The sequence below is a fragment of the Pedobacter sp. B4-66 genome (genome assembly GCF_018492665.1).
Lineage (GTDB): Bacteria > Bacteroidota > Bacteroidia > Sphingobacteriales > Sphingobacteriaceae > Pedobacter.
The window spans coordinates 195,469-210,148 of the sequence record NZ_JAFVME010000014.1 but is presented as its reverse complement, the minus strand read 5'-3'; the positions used below and the strand labels follow the sequence as shown (position 1 = coordinate 210,148).

The 14,680-nt window shown below is 36.7% G+C and carries 17 protein-coding genes; 4 read left to right on the top strand and 13 right to left on the bottom strand.

What is annotated here, in order from left to right; translation table 11 throughout:
* Positions 1-304: 304 nt before the first annotated feature.
* From J1905_RS23665 to J1905_RS21040, 5 genes are all read right to left on the bottom strand, one after another.
* On the bottom strand, positions 305-988 hold the full coding sequence (locus J1905_RS23665) for an anthranilate synthase component I family protein (RefSeq protein ID WP_350027995.1): 684 nt from the start codon (positions 986-988) through the stop codon (positions 305-307).
* Positions 973-1,560, bottom strand: a complete 588-nt coding sequence (locus J1905_RS23660) for a chorismate-binding protein (RefSeq protein WP_250318162.1) — start codon at positions 1,558-1,560, stop codon at positions 973-975. The genes J1905_RS23665 and J1905_RS23660 overlap by 16 nt, the downstream gene beginning before the upstream one ends.
* Before the next feature lie 92 nt (positions 1,561-1,652).
* A complete protein-coding gene (locus J1905_RS21050; protein ID WP_173093315.1) occupies positions 1,653-2,930 on the bottom strand; it encodes an adenylosuccinate synthase in 1,278 nt (425 codons plus the stop codon).
* Positions 2,931-2,967: 37 nt separating this feature from the next.
* On the bottom strand, positions 2,968-3,459 hold the full coding sequence (locus J1905_RS21045; RefSeq protein ID WP_214229193.1) for a Fur family transcriptional regulator: 492 nt from the start codon (positions 3,457-3,459) through the stop codon (positions 2,968-2,970).
* Between the two features lie 63 nt (positions 3,460-3,522).
* Positions 3,523-5,730 (bottom strand): RelA/SpoT family protein, encoded by a 2,208-nt coding sequence (locus tag J1905_RS21040; RefSeq protein ID WP_214229192.1) that lies wholly within the window; start codon positions 5,728-5,730, stop codon positions 3,523-3,525.
* Between the two features lie 315 nt (positions 5,731-6,045).
* On the opposite strand from J1905_RS21040, the gene J1905_RS21035 reads away from it, so the two are divergent.
* The 4 genes from J1905_RS21035 to J1905_RS21020 all read left to right on the top strand — a co-directional run bounded on the left by J1905_RS21035 (position 6,046) and on the right by J1905_RS21020 (position 9,321).
* Positions 6,046-6,663, top strand: a complete 618-nt coding sequence (locus J1905_RS21035) for a DUF4294 domain-containing protein (RefSeq protein WP_214229191.1) — start codon at positions 6,046-6,048, stop codon at positions 6,661-6,663.
* A gap of 5 nt (positions 6,664-6,668) precedes the next feature.
* On the top strand, positions 6,669-7,145 hold the full coding sequence (locus tag J1905_RS21030) for a glutathione peroxidase (protein ID WP_214229190.1): 477 nt from the start codon (positions 6,669-6,671) through the stop codon (positions 7,143-7,145).
* A gap of 27 nt (positions 7,146-7,172) precedes the next feature.
* A complete protein-coding gene (gene bshB1 / locus J1905_RS21025; RefSeq protein WP_214229189.1) occupies positions 7,173-7,889 on the top strand; it encodes a bacillithiol biosynthesis deacetylase BshB1 in 717 nt (238 codons plus the stop codon).
* 70 nt (positions 7,890-7,959) lie between these two features.
* Entirely contained in the window at positions 7,960-9,321 is a 1,362-nt protein-coding gene (locus J1905_RS21020; RefSeq protein WP_214229188.1) for an acyl-CoA dehydrogenase family protein, read from the top strand.
* Here the strand turns inward: J1905_RS21020 and J1905_RS21015 are convergent, their stop codons facing one another.
* The 8 genes from J1905_RS21015 to J1905_RS20980 all read right to left on the bottom strand — a co-directional run bounded on the left by J1905_RS21015 (position 9,322) and on the right by J1905_RS20980 (position 14,652).
* Entirely contained in the window at positions 9,322-9,726 is a 405-nt protein-coding gene (locus J1905_RS21015; RefSeq protein WP_214229187.1) for a hypothetical protein, read from the bottom strand.
* Positions 9,726-11,057 (bottom strand): L-lysine 6-transaminase, encoded by a 1,332-nt coding sequence (gene lat, locus J1905_RS21010; RefSeq protein WP_214229186.1) that lies wholly within the window; start codon positions 11,055-11,057, stop codon positions 9,726-9,728. The genes J1905_RS21015 and lat overlap by 1 nt, the downstream gene beginning before the upstream one ends.
* A 223-nt stretch (positions 11,058-11,280) precedes the next feature.
* Complete coding sequence (locus J1905_RS21005; protein ID WP_214229185.1) at positions 11,281-11,769, bottom strand: hypothetical protein; 489 nt, start codon at positions 11,767-11,769, stop codon at positions 11,281-11,283.
* Positions 11,770-12,271: 502 nt separating this feature from the next.
* Positions 12,272-12,859, bottom strand: a complete 588-nt coding sequence (locus J1905_RS21000; protein ID WP_214229184.1) for a YdeI/OmpD-associated family protein — start codon at positions 12,857-12,859, stop codon at positions 12,272-12,274.
* Between the two features lie 26 nt (positions 12,860-12,885).
* Positions 12,886-13,452 (bottom strand): DUF4256 domain-containing protein, encoded by a 567-nt coding sequence (locus J1905_RS20995; protein ID WP_214229183.1) that lies wholly within the window; start codon positions 13,450-13,452, stop codon positions 12,886-12,888.
* 12 nt (positions 13,453-13,464) lie between these two features.
* Positions 13,465-13,848 carry a DoxX family protein gene (locus J1905_RS20990; RefSeq protein WP_214229182.1) on the bottom strand — a complete coding sequence of 128 codons (384 nt, stop codon included), beginning with the start codon at positions 13,846-13,848 and terminating at the stop codon, positions 13,465-13,467.
* A gap of 6 nt (positions 13,849-13,854) precedes the next feature.
* Positions 13,855-14,322 carry an SRPBCC family protein gene (locus J1905_RS20985; RefSeq protein ID WP_214229181.1) on the bottom strand — a complete coding sequence of 156 codons (468 nt, stop codon included), beginning with the start codon at positions 14,320-14,322 and terminating at the stop codon, positions 13,855-13,857.
* A 6-nt stretch (positions 14,323-14,328) separates the two neighbouring features.
* Entirely contained in the window at positions 14,329-14,652 is a 324-nt protein-coding gene (locus J1905_RS20980) for an ArsR/SmtB family transcription factor (protein WP_173093289.1), read from the bottom strand.
* Between the last annotated feature and the right edge of the window lie 28 nt (positions 14,653-14,680).

Genomic DNA, 14,680 nt, shown 5'->3' with positions numbered 1-14,680 from the left:
TAAATTTCACTATCACTTTTTTTATGGAATTTTTTTGGGTTCGAAAGATGCGTCGTACTTTCTACCTATATTGTTCGGACCTCGTTCGGCCCTGGTCGAACGAGGTCCGAACAAGGTGCGTTTAAAGGTGGTGTTAGAGACGACTATATTTTAGGTCGATGACAGAGCCTTTTTACGACTCATAACTCATGTAATAAGAGTTTAAATAGGTTGCAATTCCAATTTAATTACAATCTCAATTCGTTCTTATTGATTTCAAGAATTAAATATATGAAAAATATAAGTGTATAGCAAATGTACTCGTTTAGTTTTCAAGTGTTTGCATTATCGCTGATGCTTTAAGCATGCACTCTTCATATTCACTTGCCGCATTTGACGCATATGTTATCGCTCCACCAACCTGAAAAGAAAGGTATTTTGAAGATGATTGATATAGTATACTTCTGATAATCACATTAAAATCGAAATCTCCCTCAGGAGTGATATACCCAAATGTTCCTGAATAAGCACCGCGACTACTAAATTCATACGCCTCAATTAACTCCATAGCTTTAATTTTAGGCGCTCCGGTCATTGAGCCCATTGGAAAAGCATTTCTTATAGCATCTATAAAATGTACCTCAGGGTTTAACTGACAAGTAACAGTTGATATCATTTGATAGACCTGGGGGAAACCATATATGCCAAAAAGTTCTTCAACAAGGACGCTACCCTTTACAGCACTTTTGGTTAAGTCGTTTCTCACAAGGTCAACAATCATTACATTTTCAGCTTGTTCTTTAGCGTCATTCTGTAAATGGAGCTTTATAAGCTCATCTTCTTTAGCATTGTTGCTTCTTTTGGCTGTTCCTTTAATTGGTTGCGTAATCAGTTTATTTCCTCTTTTACAAAGAAATCTCTCGGGACTTGCCGATAATATGTACTGATCATTTATTTTAAAAAAACCAGAAAATGGAGTGGGAGATACCTTTTTTAATCTATTATATATATATATAACGGATCTATGTGAGCATGTTCAGCAAAAAACTCCTGACAGAAATTTACCTCATATATATCACCTCTTACAATATGTTCCTGTAGTTGTTCAACAGTTTTGATGTAAAGTTCTCTTGATATTTTACTTTCAATTTTAATAGCAGAGTGGTGGGCTGTATTTTTGATACTGAGTGCTTCAATGTGATTTAATACGGTTTCTTCTCCAAGAATTATTTGAATCTCTCCATCAACCACTGCAATTAAATACTGAGGGACAAAGAAAAATAGGTCTGGAAAATTAAGGCCGTCAGCATTATTAGAACTTAGTTTTTCAACTTCGTTTTTGAGATCATAACCCAGTAGTCCGAACATCCAGTTTTTCTGGATATCATAGAAGTTTTTTAGCGCATCAAAAGCGGAACCGTACTTAAGATTGATTGAGTCTTTAACACCAACTGCCAATAGAAAATCAAATTTTCCATAAGCATCGGGATAACTATTTGAGTCATAACAACAGCAAACATCAAATGTGTTAGCCCATTGCAGTGCTTTTTGTTTAAACGAACCTAAATCCTGTACTTTCATTTTATTAGTGCAAATGTATAGATTCTGGATCAGAATAGCACAAATGAAAAAAGCGACTATTAGTCGCTTTTTTCATTTGTATTTCAGAGAAATTAGTTTAAAATAAGTGTTTGAACTCTATCTGGTCCAACAGAAAGATATTTCACTGGAACTTCAAGTTCTTTTTCTAAGAAAGCGATGTAGTCGCTAAGTTGTGAAGGAATTTCTTCAACTTTGCTTACTTTAGTTACATCAGTTTTCCAACCTTCAATAGCTTTTAAAACTGGAGTAGGTTTTACAGTGATAATATCATATGGCATATAATCAATGGTTTCTCCGTTGTGCTCATAATGTGTGCAAGCATAAATGGTATCAAAACCATCTAATACATCAGCTTTCATCATAATTAACTCAGTAACACCATTAAGCATGATTGCATATTTAAGTGCCGGAAGATCTATCCATCCACAACGACGGGCACGGCCTGTTGTTGCACCAAATTCGTGACCAACCTGACGTAAAGTTTCTCCAACCTCATCATCAAGTTCAGTAGGGAACGGGCCACCACCAACTCTTGTGCAATAAGCTTTAAAAATACCGTAAACGCTTCCAACTTTATTAGGAGCAATACCTAAACCAGTACAAGCACCAGCAGTAGTAGTGTTAGAAGAAGTTACAAAAGGATAAGATCCAAAGTCAACATCTAACAAAGTACCTTGTGCACCTTCAGCAAGAACAGTTTTTCCTTCTTTTAAATATCCGTTAACAAAATGCTCGCTGTCAACATGAGGGATGTTTTTAATGAATTCAATTGCTTCAAAGAAAGCAGCTTCTTTTTCAGTAAGGTCGTATTCGAAATTATAATGAGAAAGCATCTCTTTATGTTTCTCAACCAATTTATTGTAACGCTCTTTGAAGTCAGGAAGAGTAGTATCACCAACTCTCAAGCCATTACGGCCTGTTTTATCCATATAAGTTGGGCCAATTCCTTTTAAAGTTGAACCAATTTTATCCTTACCCATTTTTTGCTCATTTGCTGCATCCAACAATTGGTGAGTAGGTAAAATTAGGTGTGCCTTACGAGCAATAACAAGTTTGCCTTTTGCTACCGGATCATGACCGGCTTTTTGTAAGTTATCTAATTCTCTTTTTAAAATGATAGGGTCTATAACCACACCATTTCCGATTAGATTCATTGTTTTTTCGTTAAAAATACCTGATGGTATGGTATTTAAAACAAATTTTTTACCATCAAACTCTAAAGTATGTCCAGCGTTCGGACCGCCTTGGAAACGAGCTATCAAATCATATTGTGGACTTAATACATCAACAATTTTACCCTTGCCTTCGTCGCCCCATTGCAGGCCAAGAAGCACGTCTACTTGCGTCATTATTTAAATTTAAAAATGGAAATATAATAATTGAATTTTAACTTGCATGTTTAATACCGGCATTCTGAGTTTCCATTGATGCCTTAGCAGAGCAATCGAAGCAAACGCCATAAAGGTTTAAAGAGTGGTGTTTGATCTCGAATTTTAACAATTCGCCAACCATACTCTGAATCTGATGAATACGTGGGTCGCAGAATTCTACAACTTTACCGCAATCAATACAGATAATGTGATCATGTTGATGATAACCGTATGATTTTTCAAACTGAGCCATGTTTTTGCCAAACTGATGTTTGGTAACCAAATCACATGAAACCAATAACTCTAAAGTATTGTATACTGTAGCCCTACTAACACGGTATTTTTGGTTTTTCATATGGATATAGAGGGTCTCTACATCGAAATGATCATCTCTTGAATAAATTTCTTCTAAGATGGCAAAACGCTCCGGTGTTTTTCTCAGGCTTTTATTTTCGAGATAGGCTTCGAAAATCTTTCTTACCAACTCGCTGTTGTGGTTTGTAGACATAGTTTTTAAACTCCTTTCAAAGGTACCATTTTTTATATAAAACTCTATGATTTTTTAGCAATTTTAGGCATCGAAGCGTGTAACTCCCGTTACGCCTTTCACACGAAGCAGGTTTTCGATCAGGTTGTCTAAGTGCTCCTTATCATTTACAAAGATCATTATAGACCCATCAAAAATACCATTATCGGTATCTACGGTGATAGAACGCATATTTACCTTAAAATCATTAGAGATAACTTTTGTAATATTGTTAATTAACCCCACATCATCAATCCCAATAATGTGTAAACCTGTTAAAAATGTAAGCTCTTGTTGTTTGTTCCATTTCGCTTTCACCACCCTATATCCGTAGTTGGCCATTAATTGAGCTGCATTCGGACAATTTGTACGGTGTATTTTAATGCCTTCATTAACAGTTACAAAACCAAAAACGTCGTCTCCAGGTATCGGATTGCAACAAGCAGCTAAGGTATAGTCTATTTTTTGCAAGTCTTCTCCAATCAACAAAGTATCAGATCCAGGACCTTTTACCTTGTTAAGTAGGGTCTCAATTTTTTGGTGGTCATTTTTGTCAGAACCTCTATTTTCAATCTCTTTCTCACTTGCCAGGTAATCTTTTAGGTCTTTTACCTCAATTTTGCCATTTGCAACTTCTATGAAAAGCTCTTGTGTAGATTGTAGCTTAAAGAAATAGGTAAGCTTGTTTAGATTGTCGGTATTATAGGTGATTTTTAAAGATTTAAGCTTACGCTCTAAAGTTTCTTTACCTAAATCAGCTATTTTTCTTTTCTCTTCTTTTAGCGAAGATTTTATTTTAGACTTAGCCTTGGCTGTTACAACAATATTTAACCAATCTTCTTTCGGTGTTTGCTTGCTAGAGGTAATAATCTCTACCTGATCGCCATTTTGAAGCTTGTACGAAAGTGGTACGAGTTTATGATTTACCTTAGCGCCAATACATTTGGCACCTACGTCGGTGTGTATCTCAAAAGCAAAATCAAGTGCCGTTGCACCAAGTGGTAACTGTAACAAGGCGCCTTTAGGAGTGAAAATAAAGATCTCATCAGAGAACAAATTCATCTTAAAATCGTCCAGAAAATCCAATGCATTCGCTTCTGGATTATTAAGCATCTCCCTAACCTTCATGATCCATTGATCCAGACCATTGTCGTTACTAGACTCTTTATATTTCCAGTGCGCAGCAAATCCTTTCTCTGCAATTTCATTCATTCGTTGAGTACGGATTTGCACTTCTACCCACTGACCTTTAGGTCCCATAACAGTAGTGTGCAATGATTCGTAACCATTTCCTTTTGGTGAAGAAACCCAGTCGCGCAACCTGTCAGGATTAGGGCGGTAAAGATCCGTTACAATAGAGTAGGCCTTCCAACAATCCGCTTTCTCATGTTCAGGAGTGCTGTCTAATATAATTCTGATGGCAAAAAGATCATAAACCTCCTCAAAAGGAATGTTTTTGCTCTTCATTTTATTCCATATTGAATGGATAGATTTTGGCCTGCCGTAAATGTCTGCTGTTAAACCTTGTTCTGCCAAAATTTCATTAATCGGTTCAACAAACCTTTTTATGAATAACGTTCGTTCAGCCTTTTTCTCATTTAACTGAGTCGCAATGTATTTATAGGTATCCGGTTCAAGATATTTCATTGAAAGATCTTCCAGTTCCGATTTAATGGCGTATAAACCCAACCTATGCGCAAGAGGAGCATAGAGATAGATGGTTTCAGATGCGATTTTTAATTGCTTTTGCCTTGGCATAAAATCCATAGTCCGCATATTGTGCAGTCTATCAGCTAGTTTAATTAAAATTACCCTTACATCATCAGCAAGCGTAAGCAGCATTTTTCTGAAATTCTCTGCCTGCAAAGAACTGTTATAGTCAAATACGCCAGATATTTTGGTTAGCCCATCAATAATCTTTGCTGTTTTCTTGCCAAACTCGCGCTCAATATCTTCAAGAGTAATATCTGTGTCTTCTACTACATCATGCAGTAATGCACATACGATGGAGGTGGTTCCAAGTCCAATTTCTTCTGCTGCAATCTGAGCCACGGCAATTGGGTGATATATATATGGCTCTCCAGATTTTCTACGCATGTTTTTATGGCTTTCCAGGGCCATGTCAAATGCTTTTCTGATCTCCTTTTTATCTCCCCTTTGAAGTGTCGGCTTGCAGGCGCGTAACAGTGCCCTGTATCTTTTTAAGATCTCTTGCTTTTCTGCTTCTAAATCAATCACTAAAGCGTTTTTCATTCGTGTTTCTTTTTTCGGTGGTTATGAATTCTGCCAGCTACAGAACTCATTTTTATTGCTTTTCTACTAGTTATTGGTAATTAACGGCTGAGCTGGTTTGCCCAGTTGATTACGCTCCCTTTCATCAATATAAGTTTTTTATAAAGATGTAACTAATATGAGCAATAATTCTTCCAAATTTTAGTTTGTCATTATTTGGCAGGTATTGTATTTTTTACGTAAAAAATACGGCTCTTTATCGTTAAAAGATTATATTAGAGTTGAAAATGAAAACTAAAATATAAATTAGCTTTACCTTTATAGGGGTATAAATTTATGAAATTTTATAGGTTATTTATTCTGTTAATTGTCATTATTAGCGCTGCCCAAGCCAAGGCGCAGGTTAATGGCGTTACTATAAAAATGCCTGTACTTGGAAAAAATGATACAATTCGTGTTGCGGGCACTAATGATAATGGTGAAATGATACCATGGATACCGCTTCAGGAGGTGGTTATTTATGGGGTAAGGATATTCAAAACCCCAGCCGAGCGCGCTGCCTATAGCAGATTAAGATATAATGTAATGAAGGTTATGCCTTATGCACTGTATGCTAAACAGAGATATGAGCAGTTGGAAAAGGACCTGGCTTTAACAACAGAAAAAAAGGAGCAGAAAAAACTGGTTAAACAATGTGATAAAGAAATTAAAGACATGTTTAACAGAGAGATAAAAGAACTTACCATAACCCAGGGACAAATACTAACAAAACTGGTCGACCGTGAACTTGGTCGGACTACATACGATATTGTAAAAGAAACTAAAGGAGGATTTACGGCCTTCCTTTATCAGTCTGTTGCAAGAGTAGTAGGGCATAATTTAAAAAGTACATATAACCCACAGGAAGAGAGAGATATCGAATCCATCATTATTTCCTCAGGGTTTTATCAATAGAACCTATGGCTGATAATTCCAAAAGCATACACCAATTTAAAGCAAAACTGATTAATGGGTCCGATAAAAATCTTTCCGATTATAAAGATAAAGTACTTCTGGTTGTAAATATTGCTTCAGGATGTGGTTTTGCTCCTCAGCTAAAAGAATTACAGACATTAAGAGATGAATATAGAGCTCAGGGTTTTGAAGTGCTTGCTTTTCCTTCAAATGATTTTGGCCGACAAGAGCCTTTGGAAGGTAGTGAAATAGACACCTATTGCGAGGTTAACCATGGAGTACAGTTTCCTGTATTCGATAAAATCATGATTCGTGGAACCCATGCACACCCACTTTTTAAATTCCTAACTCAGAAATCGACCCCACGATGGAATTTCCACAAGTATTTAATCAATAAAGATGGAGAGGTGGTAGATTATTTTTTCCCGTTTACAACACCACTTTCATCTAAAATAAAAAAGAAAATACAGAAATTGCTTTAAGGCAATATTTTATAAACTACACACATCATGAAGTTAGATATATTGGTGCTTGCCGTTCATCCCGACGATGCAGAGTTAGGGTGTTCAGGAACTATAGCCAAACACATTGCCCTAGGTAAAAAAGTAGGAATAGTTGATTTTACCAGAGGAGAATTAGGTACACGCGGTACAGCAGAAACACGGGATGAGGAAGCCGCCGATTCTGCAAAAATACTAGGTATACAAGCCCGTGAGAATTTAAGATTTAGAGATGGGTTCTTTAAAAATGATGAAGAGCATCAGCTTGAAGTCATCAAAATGATCCGTAAATATCAACCGGAGATCATATTAACCAATGCTTTGCATGATAGGCATCCTGATCATGGCAGGGCTGGAGATTTGGCAAATGATGCTTGTTTTCTTTCAGGCCTGCCAAAAATAAGTACCGAACTTGATGGAGTGCAGCAACAAGCCTGGCGCCCTAGATTGCAGCTTCAATACATTCAGGATCGTTATATCAAACCAGATGTTATTATAGATATTACCCCATACATTGAAACTAAACTGGCCTCAATAAAAGCATTTAAAACTCAATTCTTTAATCCGGAATTGGATGGGCCGGATACTTATATTTCGTCTCCTGATTTCTTTGAAAGTGTGATTGGCAGGTCGCGTGAGTTTGGTAAATCTATAGGAACAACCTATGCTGAAGGTTTTACCTGTCGCAAACTTTTAGGAGTAAACAGCCTTTTTGATCTGATCTAATTAGTATATAATATTGGCCATACTCCAACAAAAGGAGTTAATTTCTGTTTTATCTGTAAAACAGTTTAATATGGCCAATATATTTTCTTCCCTAAAGAACGCGTACACGCTTTTTAAAAGTGTCGATTTTAAGAAACTTGAAGAGCTTTCTAAGAAGGTAGATTTACCTAAGATTATGGATTCTGTATCTAATCTTGATGATACTCAATTGCAAGGGCTCATGAAGATGATAGGAACACCTCATAAAAAGAGGGAACTTCCTCCAATTGATGGCGATTTTTACCATCTGGGTGATGAAGCTTTAAAAGATGAGGACAGAGCGCTTCAGTTAAAAGTTAGGGCGTTTCTGGAACGAGAAGTAAAGCCTATCGTAAACAAATACTGGCTTAGAGCCGAATTTCCTTTTGAACTAATTCCTAAAATTGCCGAATTAAATATCTGTGGTTTAACCTATGAGGGATACGGATGCCCCAATAAATCTAACCTTATGGAAGGTATGCTTGCCATGGAAATGGCAAGGATAGACACTTCTATTTCTACATTTTTTGGAGTGCAGAGTGGTTTAGCCATGGGGTCAATATATCTACTGGGTTCTGAGGCTCAAAAACAGGAATGGTTGCCAGATATGCAACAGTTGAAATTAATTGGAGCATTTGGGTTAACTGAACCTGAAGTAGGCTCGGGTGTAGCAGGTGGACTTACCACTACTGCTAAGCGACAAGGAAGTAAATGGATCTTAAACGGACAAAAGAAATGGATCGGGAATTCAACTTTTTCGGATGTTACTATAATTTGGGCCAGAGATTTAGATGATAATGAAGTAAAAGGTTTTCTGGTTAGAAAAGGCACAAAGGGATTTTCGGTTGAGAAGATGCAGGATAAAATGGCGTTAAGGATTGTGCAAAATGGATTAATAACACTTACCAATTGTGAGGTTGATGAGGAAGACCGCTTACAAAATGCGAATTCATTTAAGGATACGGCAAAAGTGTTAAAAATGACAAGGGCAGGAGTGGCATGGCAAGCTGTAGGTTGTGCCAGAGGTGCTTATGAAAGTGCGCTTAGCTATACGAGAACCAGAAAGCAATTCGGTAAGCCTATTGCATCCTATCAACTTATACAAAACCATTTGGTAGAAATGCTTTCTAACCTTACGGCCATGCAAACACTTTGTTTTCGCCTATCTCAGTTACAGGATCAGAATTTGCTTACAGACGAACATGCTTCATTAGCCAAAGTTTTCTGTTCAATGCGAACGCGCGATGTAGTGAGCAGAGCACGTGAGGTTATGGGTGGAAATGGCATCTTACTGGAGTATGATGTAGCTCGCTTTGTAGCCGATGCCGAAGCCATTTATTCTTACGAAGGAACTAAAGAGATTAACACCCTTATTGTTGGACGTGCTATAACAGGTTTTTCTGCCTTTGTGTAATTATTTAAATGGGGCCTTTTGTAAACTTGGATTGCCCATTGCTGTCTTTTCGTAAAGCGCAATGCAGTGTATGTTAAAGCTGTTGTCAAAGTTTACTTTACCGGCATATAATTTATCCGGCACTGGACTTCCTTCCAAAAAGTAGTACACTTTGGTGTTGCCTCCTTTATGATGGGGTTTAAAGTTGCCGTAAGTTGTCATTTCGCTCCATACGGTGTCTTTTACAGTAACAGCAAATACGTGTTGTATAGGGCCTGTATTGTTGTCGTTTCTATAGTGCGCGATTTCTTTGAATTCGCCCTTTAATCCATCAATTCCCGGTTGCGTAAACGTACCTTTTAACATCCATCCAACTAAAACCAAAACAAGTACACCCAAAAGGATATTAAAATACTTTCTCTGCATTATAAAGTCGGTAAAATGGTTTCCATAATACTTAAGCCCTCATCAATGTGTTTTTTCTCCATGCATAATGCAGGTCTGAATCTTATGGTTTGATTTCCACAGCCTAAGAACATTACATTGTGCTCCATGCCTTTTTTGATGAACTCATCACGCATGCTTTTGCTTGGGAAATCGAAAGCACAAAGTAAACCTTTGCCACGTACATTGCCGACTTTATCGTGCTTTCTGGCAAGTGACTGGAGGCTTTCTTTTAAATATTGGCCAACAACTGCAGCGTTATCACATAGATTGTCTTCGGCAACGATTTGAAGGATTTGAGATGAACGTACCATGTCTACTAAATTACCACCCCAGGTTGAGTTAATTCTTGAAGGAACTCTAAACACATTGCTATCTATCTGATCTACTTTATTGCCTACTAAAATTCCACATACCTGCATCTTTTTACCAAATGCAATGATATCTGGACGGGCTTTTTCACTATAATTTTGGTGGCACCAGAATTTTCCGGTTAAACCAACTCCTGTTTGTACCTCATCGTAAATCAGAAAAGCATCATTCTCATCTGCCAGAGCTTTTAATTGTATTAAGAATTCTTCACGTAAGTGATTGTCGCCACCTTCCGATTGAATTGGTTCCACTATGATTGCGCAGATATCGTCTTTATTGTCAGCAAAAGCTTGTTTTATCTGAGCAATGGATGTTTCTTCAGTATCAATAGCCACTTTTAGGTTTTCGCCATCTAATGGGAATTTTACTACCGGAACCGAAACCCTTGGCCAGTCGAACTTAGCAAACCATTTGGTTTTATCTGGAAGCGTATTGGTTAAACTTAGTGTGTAGCCGGTTCTGCCATGGAAAGCTTTTTCGAAGTGAAGTACTTTAAAGCCTCTTTCTTCTTTGTAGCCTTTGGCAAAATTCTTTTGGACTTTCCAATCCATAGCTACTTTTAGGGCATTTTCAACAGCTAGTCCGCCACCTGCTATAAAAAAAGCATGAGGTAAATAAGAAGGGATACCAATTTTAGAGAAAGTGTCAACAAATTGAGCATACTGCTGGGTATAAACATCAGAATTTGATGGGTTAGCTAATGCAGCCAGCAAAAGGTTTTTCTTGAAAGCCTCATCGTTTATCATTTTCGGATGATTGTATCCTAAAGGAACAGAAGCAAAGCAGGTGAAAAAATCAAGTAAAGAACGTTTGTATTTTGAGTCATAAATATAAACACCTTCGCTTTTTTCCATATCATATGTTAAGTCGAAGCCATCAGCTAAAATATGTTTACCTAAAGTTTCATTTACTTGCTCTGGAGCTACAGTTAGTTGATACATAATTTCTATGTTTTGGTATATATCAAATGTAATAAAAACCGCCAAATTAACAAATGCAGGCACTATTTGAACCTAATAATGCAAAAACTAGGTTTAAACAGTTTAAAGTTAGTTTTCTCATTTTCAACTGTGGTACTTAGCGTATGAAAAGGTGGGGGAGTTGTAAATAAAAACATTAATTGGGGGCAAACTCTAACTTAGTTGAGAGGATTTTTGTTTTTAATTAGTTATTATCAGTGGTATTTATAAAATAGTTCTGAATTGGGAATTCTAATAATGAATCAGCATATAGTAAGGTTTTCTTGTTGCCCTCTTTATATCCCCAAGAGTATTTAGTATGAACTTTGGTATCAACTGTTATTACATTAAAGTGGTCTAAATTTTTAAGATAGGGTGTGATACTTTTTGCAAATTCCTGAGCGAAGGCTAATTCATTTTTATCAATTTTTGGGTTGAGGACATATACCTGAAAATCTATTCTTCTTCCGTTAGCGGCACTTTTAACTCTACCTTTGATAAGGTCAAAGCTTATCCCAGAAAAATGAACACTATCAAATTGAAACTCCTTCCGTAAATTATTAATCACTTCTTGTTCGGGTACGTTGAATGCAATTTCTTCCTTAGAGTATGGGTTTTTTACATCAATATGGCAACTTGCCATGAATAGAATAAACCCAGGTAAAATCCTTAGGAAATATTTGTTTAAGAGCATGATTAGAATATTTGGTCAATCTAAAGGGAATTCTTAATCCGTCCTTATTTGTTCTAACCTTCTCAAATAGCTTTTAATTAATTCAACTTTTTTCCCGTCACATTTCAATTCAGCTTTGTGAAGCTCAGCTTTAAATAAAAGAATAAAGGTAGATTTTGTTGTGGAGGTTAATTTTTGATCTGATATTTTTTCTCCCATAATCTTGAATTATAATATAAATATATGTAGGAGATTTAAAAAATCCTAGTTAGTGGAGAATATTTTTCTCCACCTTCAATACAAGCCCTAAACAGTGTTTACCCTTCGGGGTGGGGACGAAGATTTCTTCAGTATAACGAAGTGGGGAAGAAAATTATTACACCTATATAATATAATTATAGGTAGAGAAAAGTATATCACTAAGATTCGCATTAATATCTTCGTCTAAATTGGCTGAATTCCATTATGTTCTAAAACGCAATAAAGAATATTTACTATAAATTTTACAAACTATGGGGTTAAGCTAACCTATTTGATCATTTAGTCCCTTGCCGCTTAGAATCTGCGGTATGTATTTTTCAACCCTCGACTCACGAGTTTTAGCTTGCTTAGGTGCAGAAAAATGAAGAAGATATGCTCTTTGTCGTCCAGGGGTTAATGATTCAAAAGCAGTTTTCAAGGCAGGCATTTGATCTAATTTATGTTGAAATTCTTGAGCAACTGCAAATTCAGTAGGCTTTTTGAAATCTACTTTCAAACCGGCTTTTTCCACTTCTATAGCTTCATAAATATGGGCTTTTAAAATAGCTTGAAGTTCAATTATTTCTCGAATATTGGTAAATCGAACCTGGCGTGCTGATTGCACATTCTCTGTTTGTTGGATTAAAATACCATCAGAATTGCTTAGTAAGGCGCCCTTGAAAAACAAAAGTGCACAGTATTCATTAAACACATGTATTAAAACGATGTTACTTTTTTCAAACATATAACAAGGAGAGCCCCACTTCAGTTCTTCTGTAAGTCCGCACTCAAGAACGATCAATCTCAAACATTCTATTTCTTCTTGCCACTTTTTGGCTTTGCTAAAATAAAAGTCAACCTTAGGATTCATTTTATGCTTTGGTTATTTGTACAAATTTAAACCCTTAATGATCCACGGAATGCTCTTGCGGCATAGTAAGATTCTGCACCGTTGTGATACTTGAATACAGTACCATAGCGATAATCGCAAAAGATGGCGCCACCGAGTTTTCTAATGTCATCGGGTGTTTTTACCCAACTTGATGTCTTTGTATCAAATTTTCCAAATTGCTGTAACTCGCGATACTGTTCTTCGGTTAAAATTTCAATGCCCATGGCAGCAGCCACATCAAGAGCACTACTTTCTGGTTTATGTTCTTTTCTTGAGTCCAGAGCCTGACGGTCGTAACAAAGACTTCTGCGACCTTTGGGGCTTTCTGTTGAGCAATCATAAAAAATATACTCGTTTGTTTGGCTATCATAGCTAACAACATCAGGCTCGCCTCCGGTTATTTCCATATCATCAAGTGACCAGAGTTTTTCAGGATTAGCTTCCAGTTTTGTTAGTACTTTGGCCCATTCAAGACTTTTATGACGAATCATGTTTTTCTCAAAACGGTTTTGTAAGGTTTTAAGTAGTTCTTCGCGTTGTTCTGCTGACAACTCTTTTTTATTTTTACTCATGTTGTCTTTACATTAAGGGTTAATTAAAGCGACTTTTCTATCTGCAGATCTAAAATACCAAGATACAAAAGTCAGGACTAGTAATAATACCGGGCCAAAAAATTCTTTTGCGCCATCTCCAATGGCTAAGTGAGAAAATACTGCTCCAGACATGGCAAAGAAAAATCCTGCATAAGCCCATTCTTTTAATAGAGGGAATTTAGGAATAAGCACTGCTATAACTCCCAATATTTTCCAAATGCCCAATAAGGTTAGGAGATACGAAGGATAACCCAAATTGGTCATCATATCTGTTTCTTCTTTCATTTTCAACAATTGCACAATTCCGGTTGATAGCATTCCTAATGCAAGCCAGATGGTAGCAATCCAATAGATAATTTTATCTCTTTTTTTCATAATGAGTTATTTTAATTTGTTAACGATGTCTTGTAATCGGTTATGTGCCATATTGATGCCCTGTGCAAAGGGTAGTTTAAGTATTTGGTCTCTAAGCTCAACTGATTTGTACACCACATGCATAATGAGCTGACTAGTATCCTCAGTAAGCTTTTCGAATTGTAAGAACTCAAGCTGTACTGCAAATGGTGTATTCTCCATTTCAAATGTCCTGGTGATTTTCTGATTCGGAACAAACTCGTGGATTACCCCATTGGCCTTAAGCACCACATTTCCTTTAGGATCACTGGTCTCAAATTGATAGCTGCCATGCCTTTTGTTTTCAAGTTTCAGCACTTTTGTTCCCATCCATTGCTCTACTACTTCAGCTTCTTCGTAAGCTTTAAAGAGCAATTCCAACGGTAAATCAAATGCTCTTGTTATTGTTATTTCTTGTTTGCCATCTTCGGCATGGATTTTTGTTTTCCGTTCCATTACATTCTATTTATTCGGTTTATAGTTTTTCATGATGTCTTCTAATTTATTAAACCGGTCATCCCACATTTCGCGGAATGGTTCAATGTAATCTGCTATTTCTTTCATCTTTTTAGGATTTAGGTGATAGAAAATTTCTCTTCCGTTTTGATCTTGCTTAAGCAATTCGCATTCAGTTAGTATTTGCAAATGCTTTGAAACTGTCGGTCTTGCAGTATCAAAATTTGCAGCTATGGCTCCCGCGGTCATTGCTTGCGAAGCAACCAATAGAAGTATGGCCCTTCTTGTCGGGTCTGCTATGGCTTGGAATACATCTCTTCTTAAATTCATTATGTAGCTATTTGACTACTAATTTAAG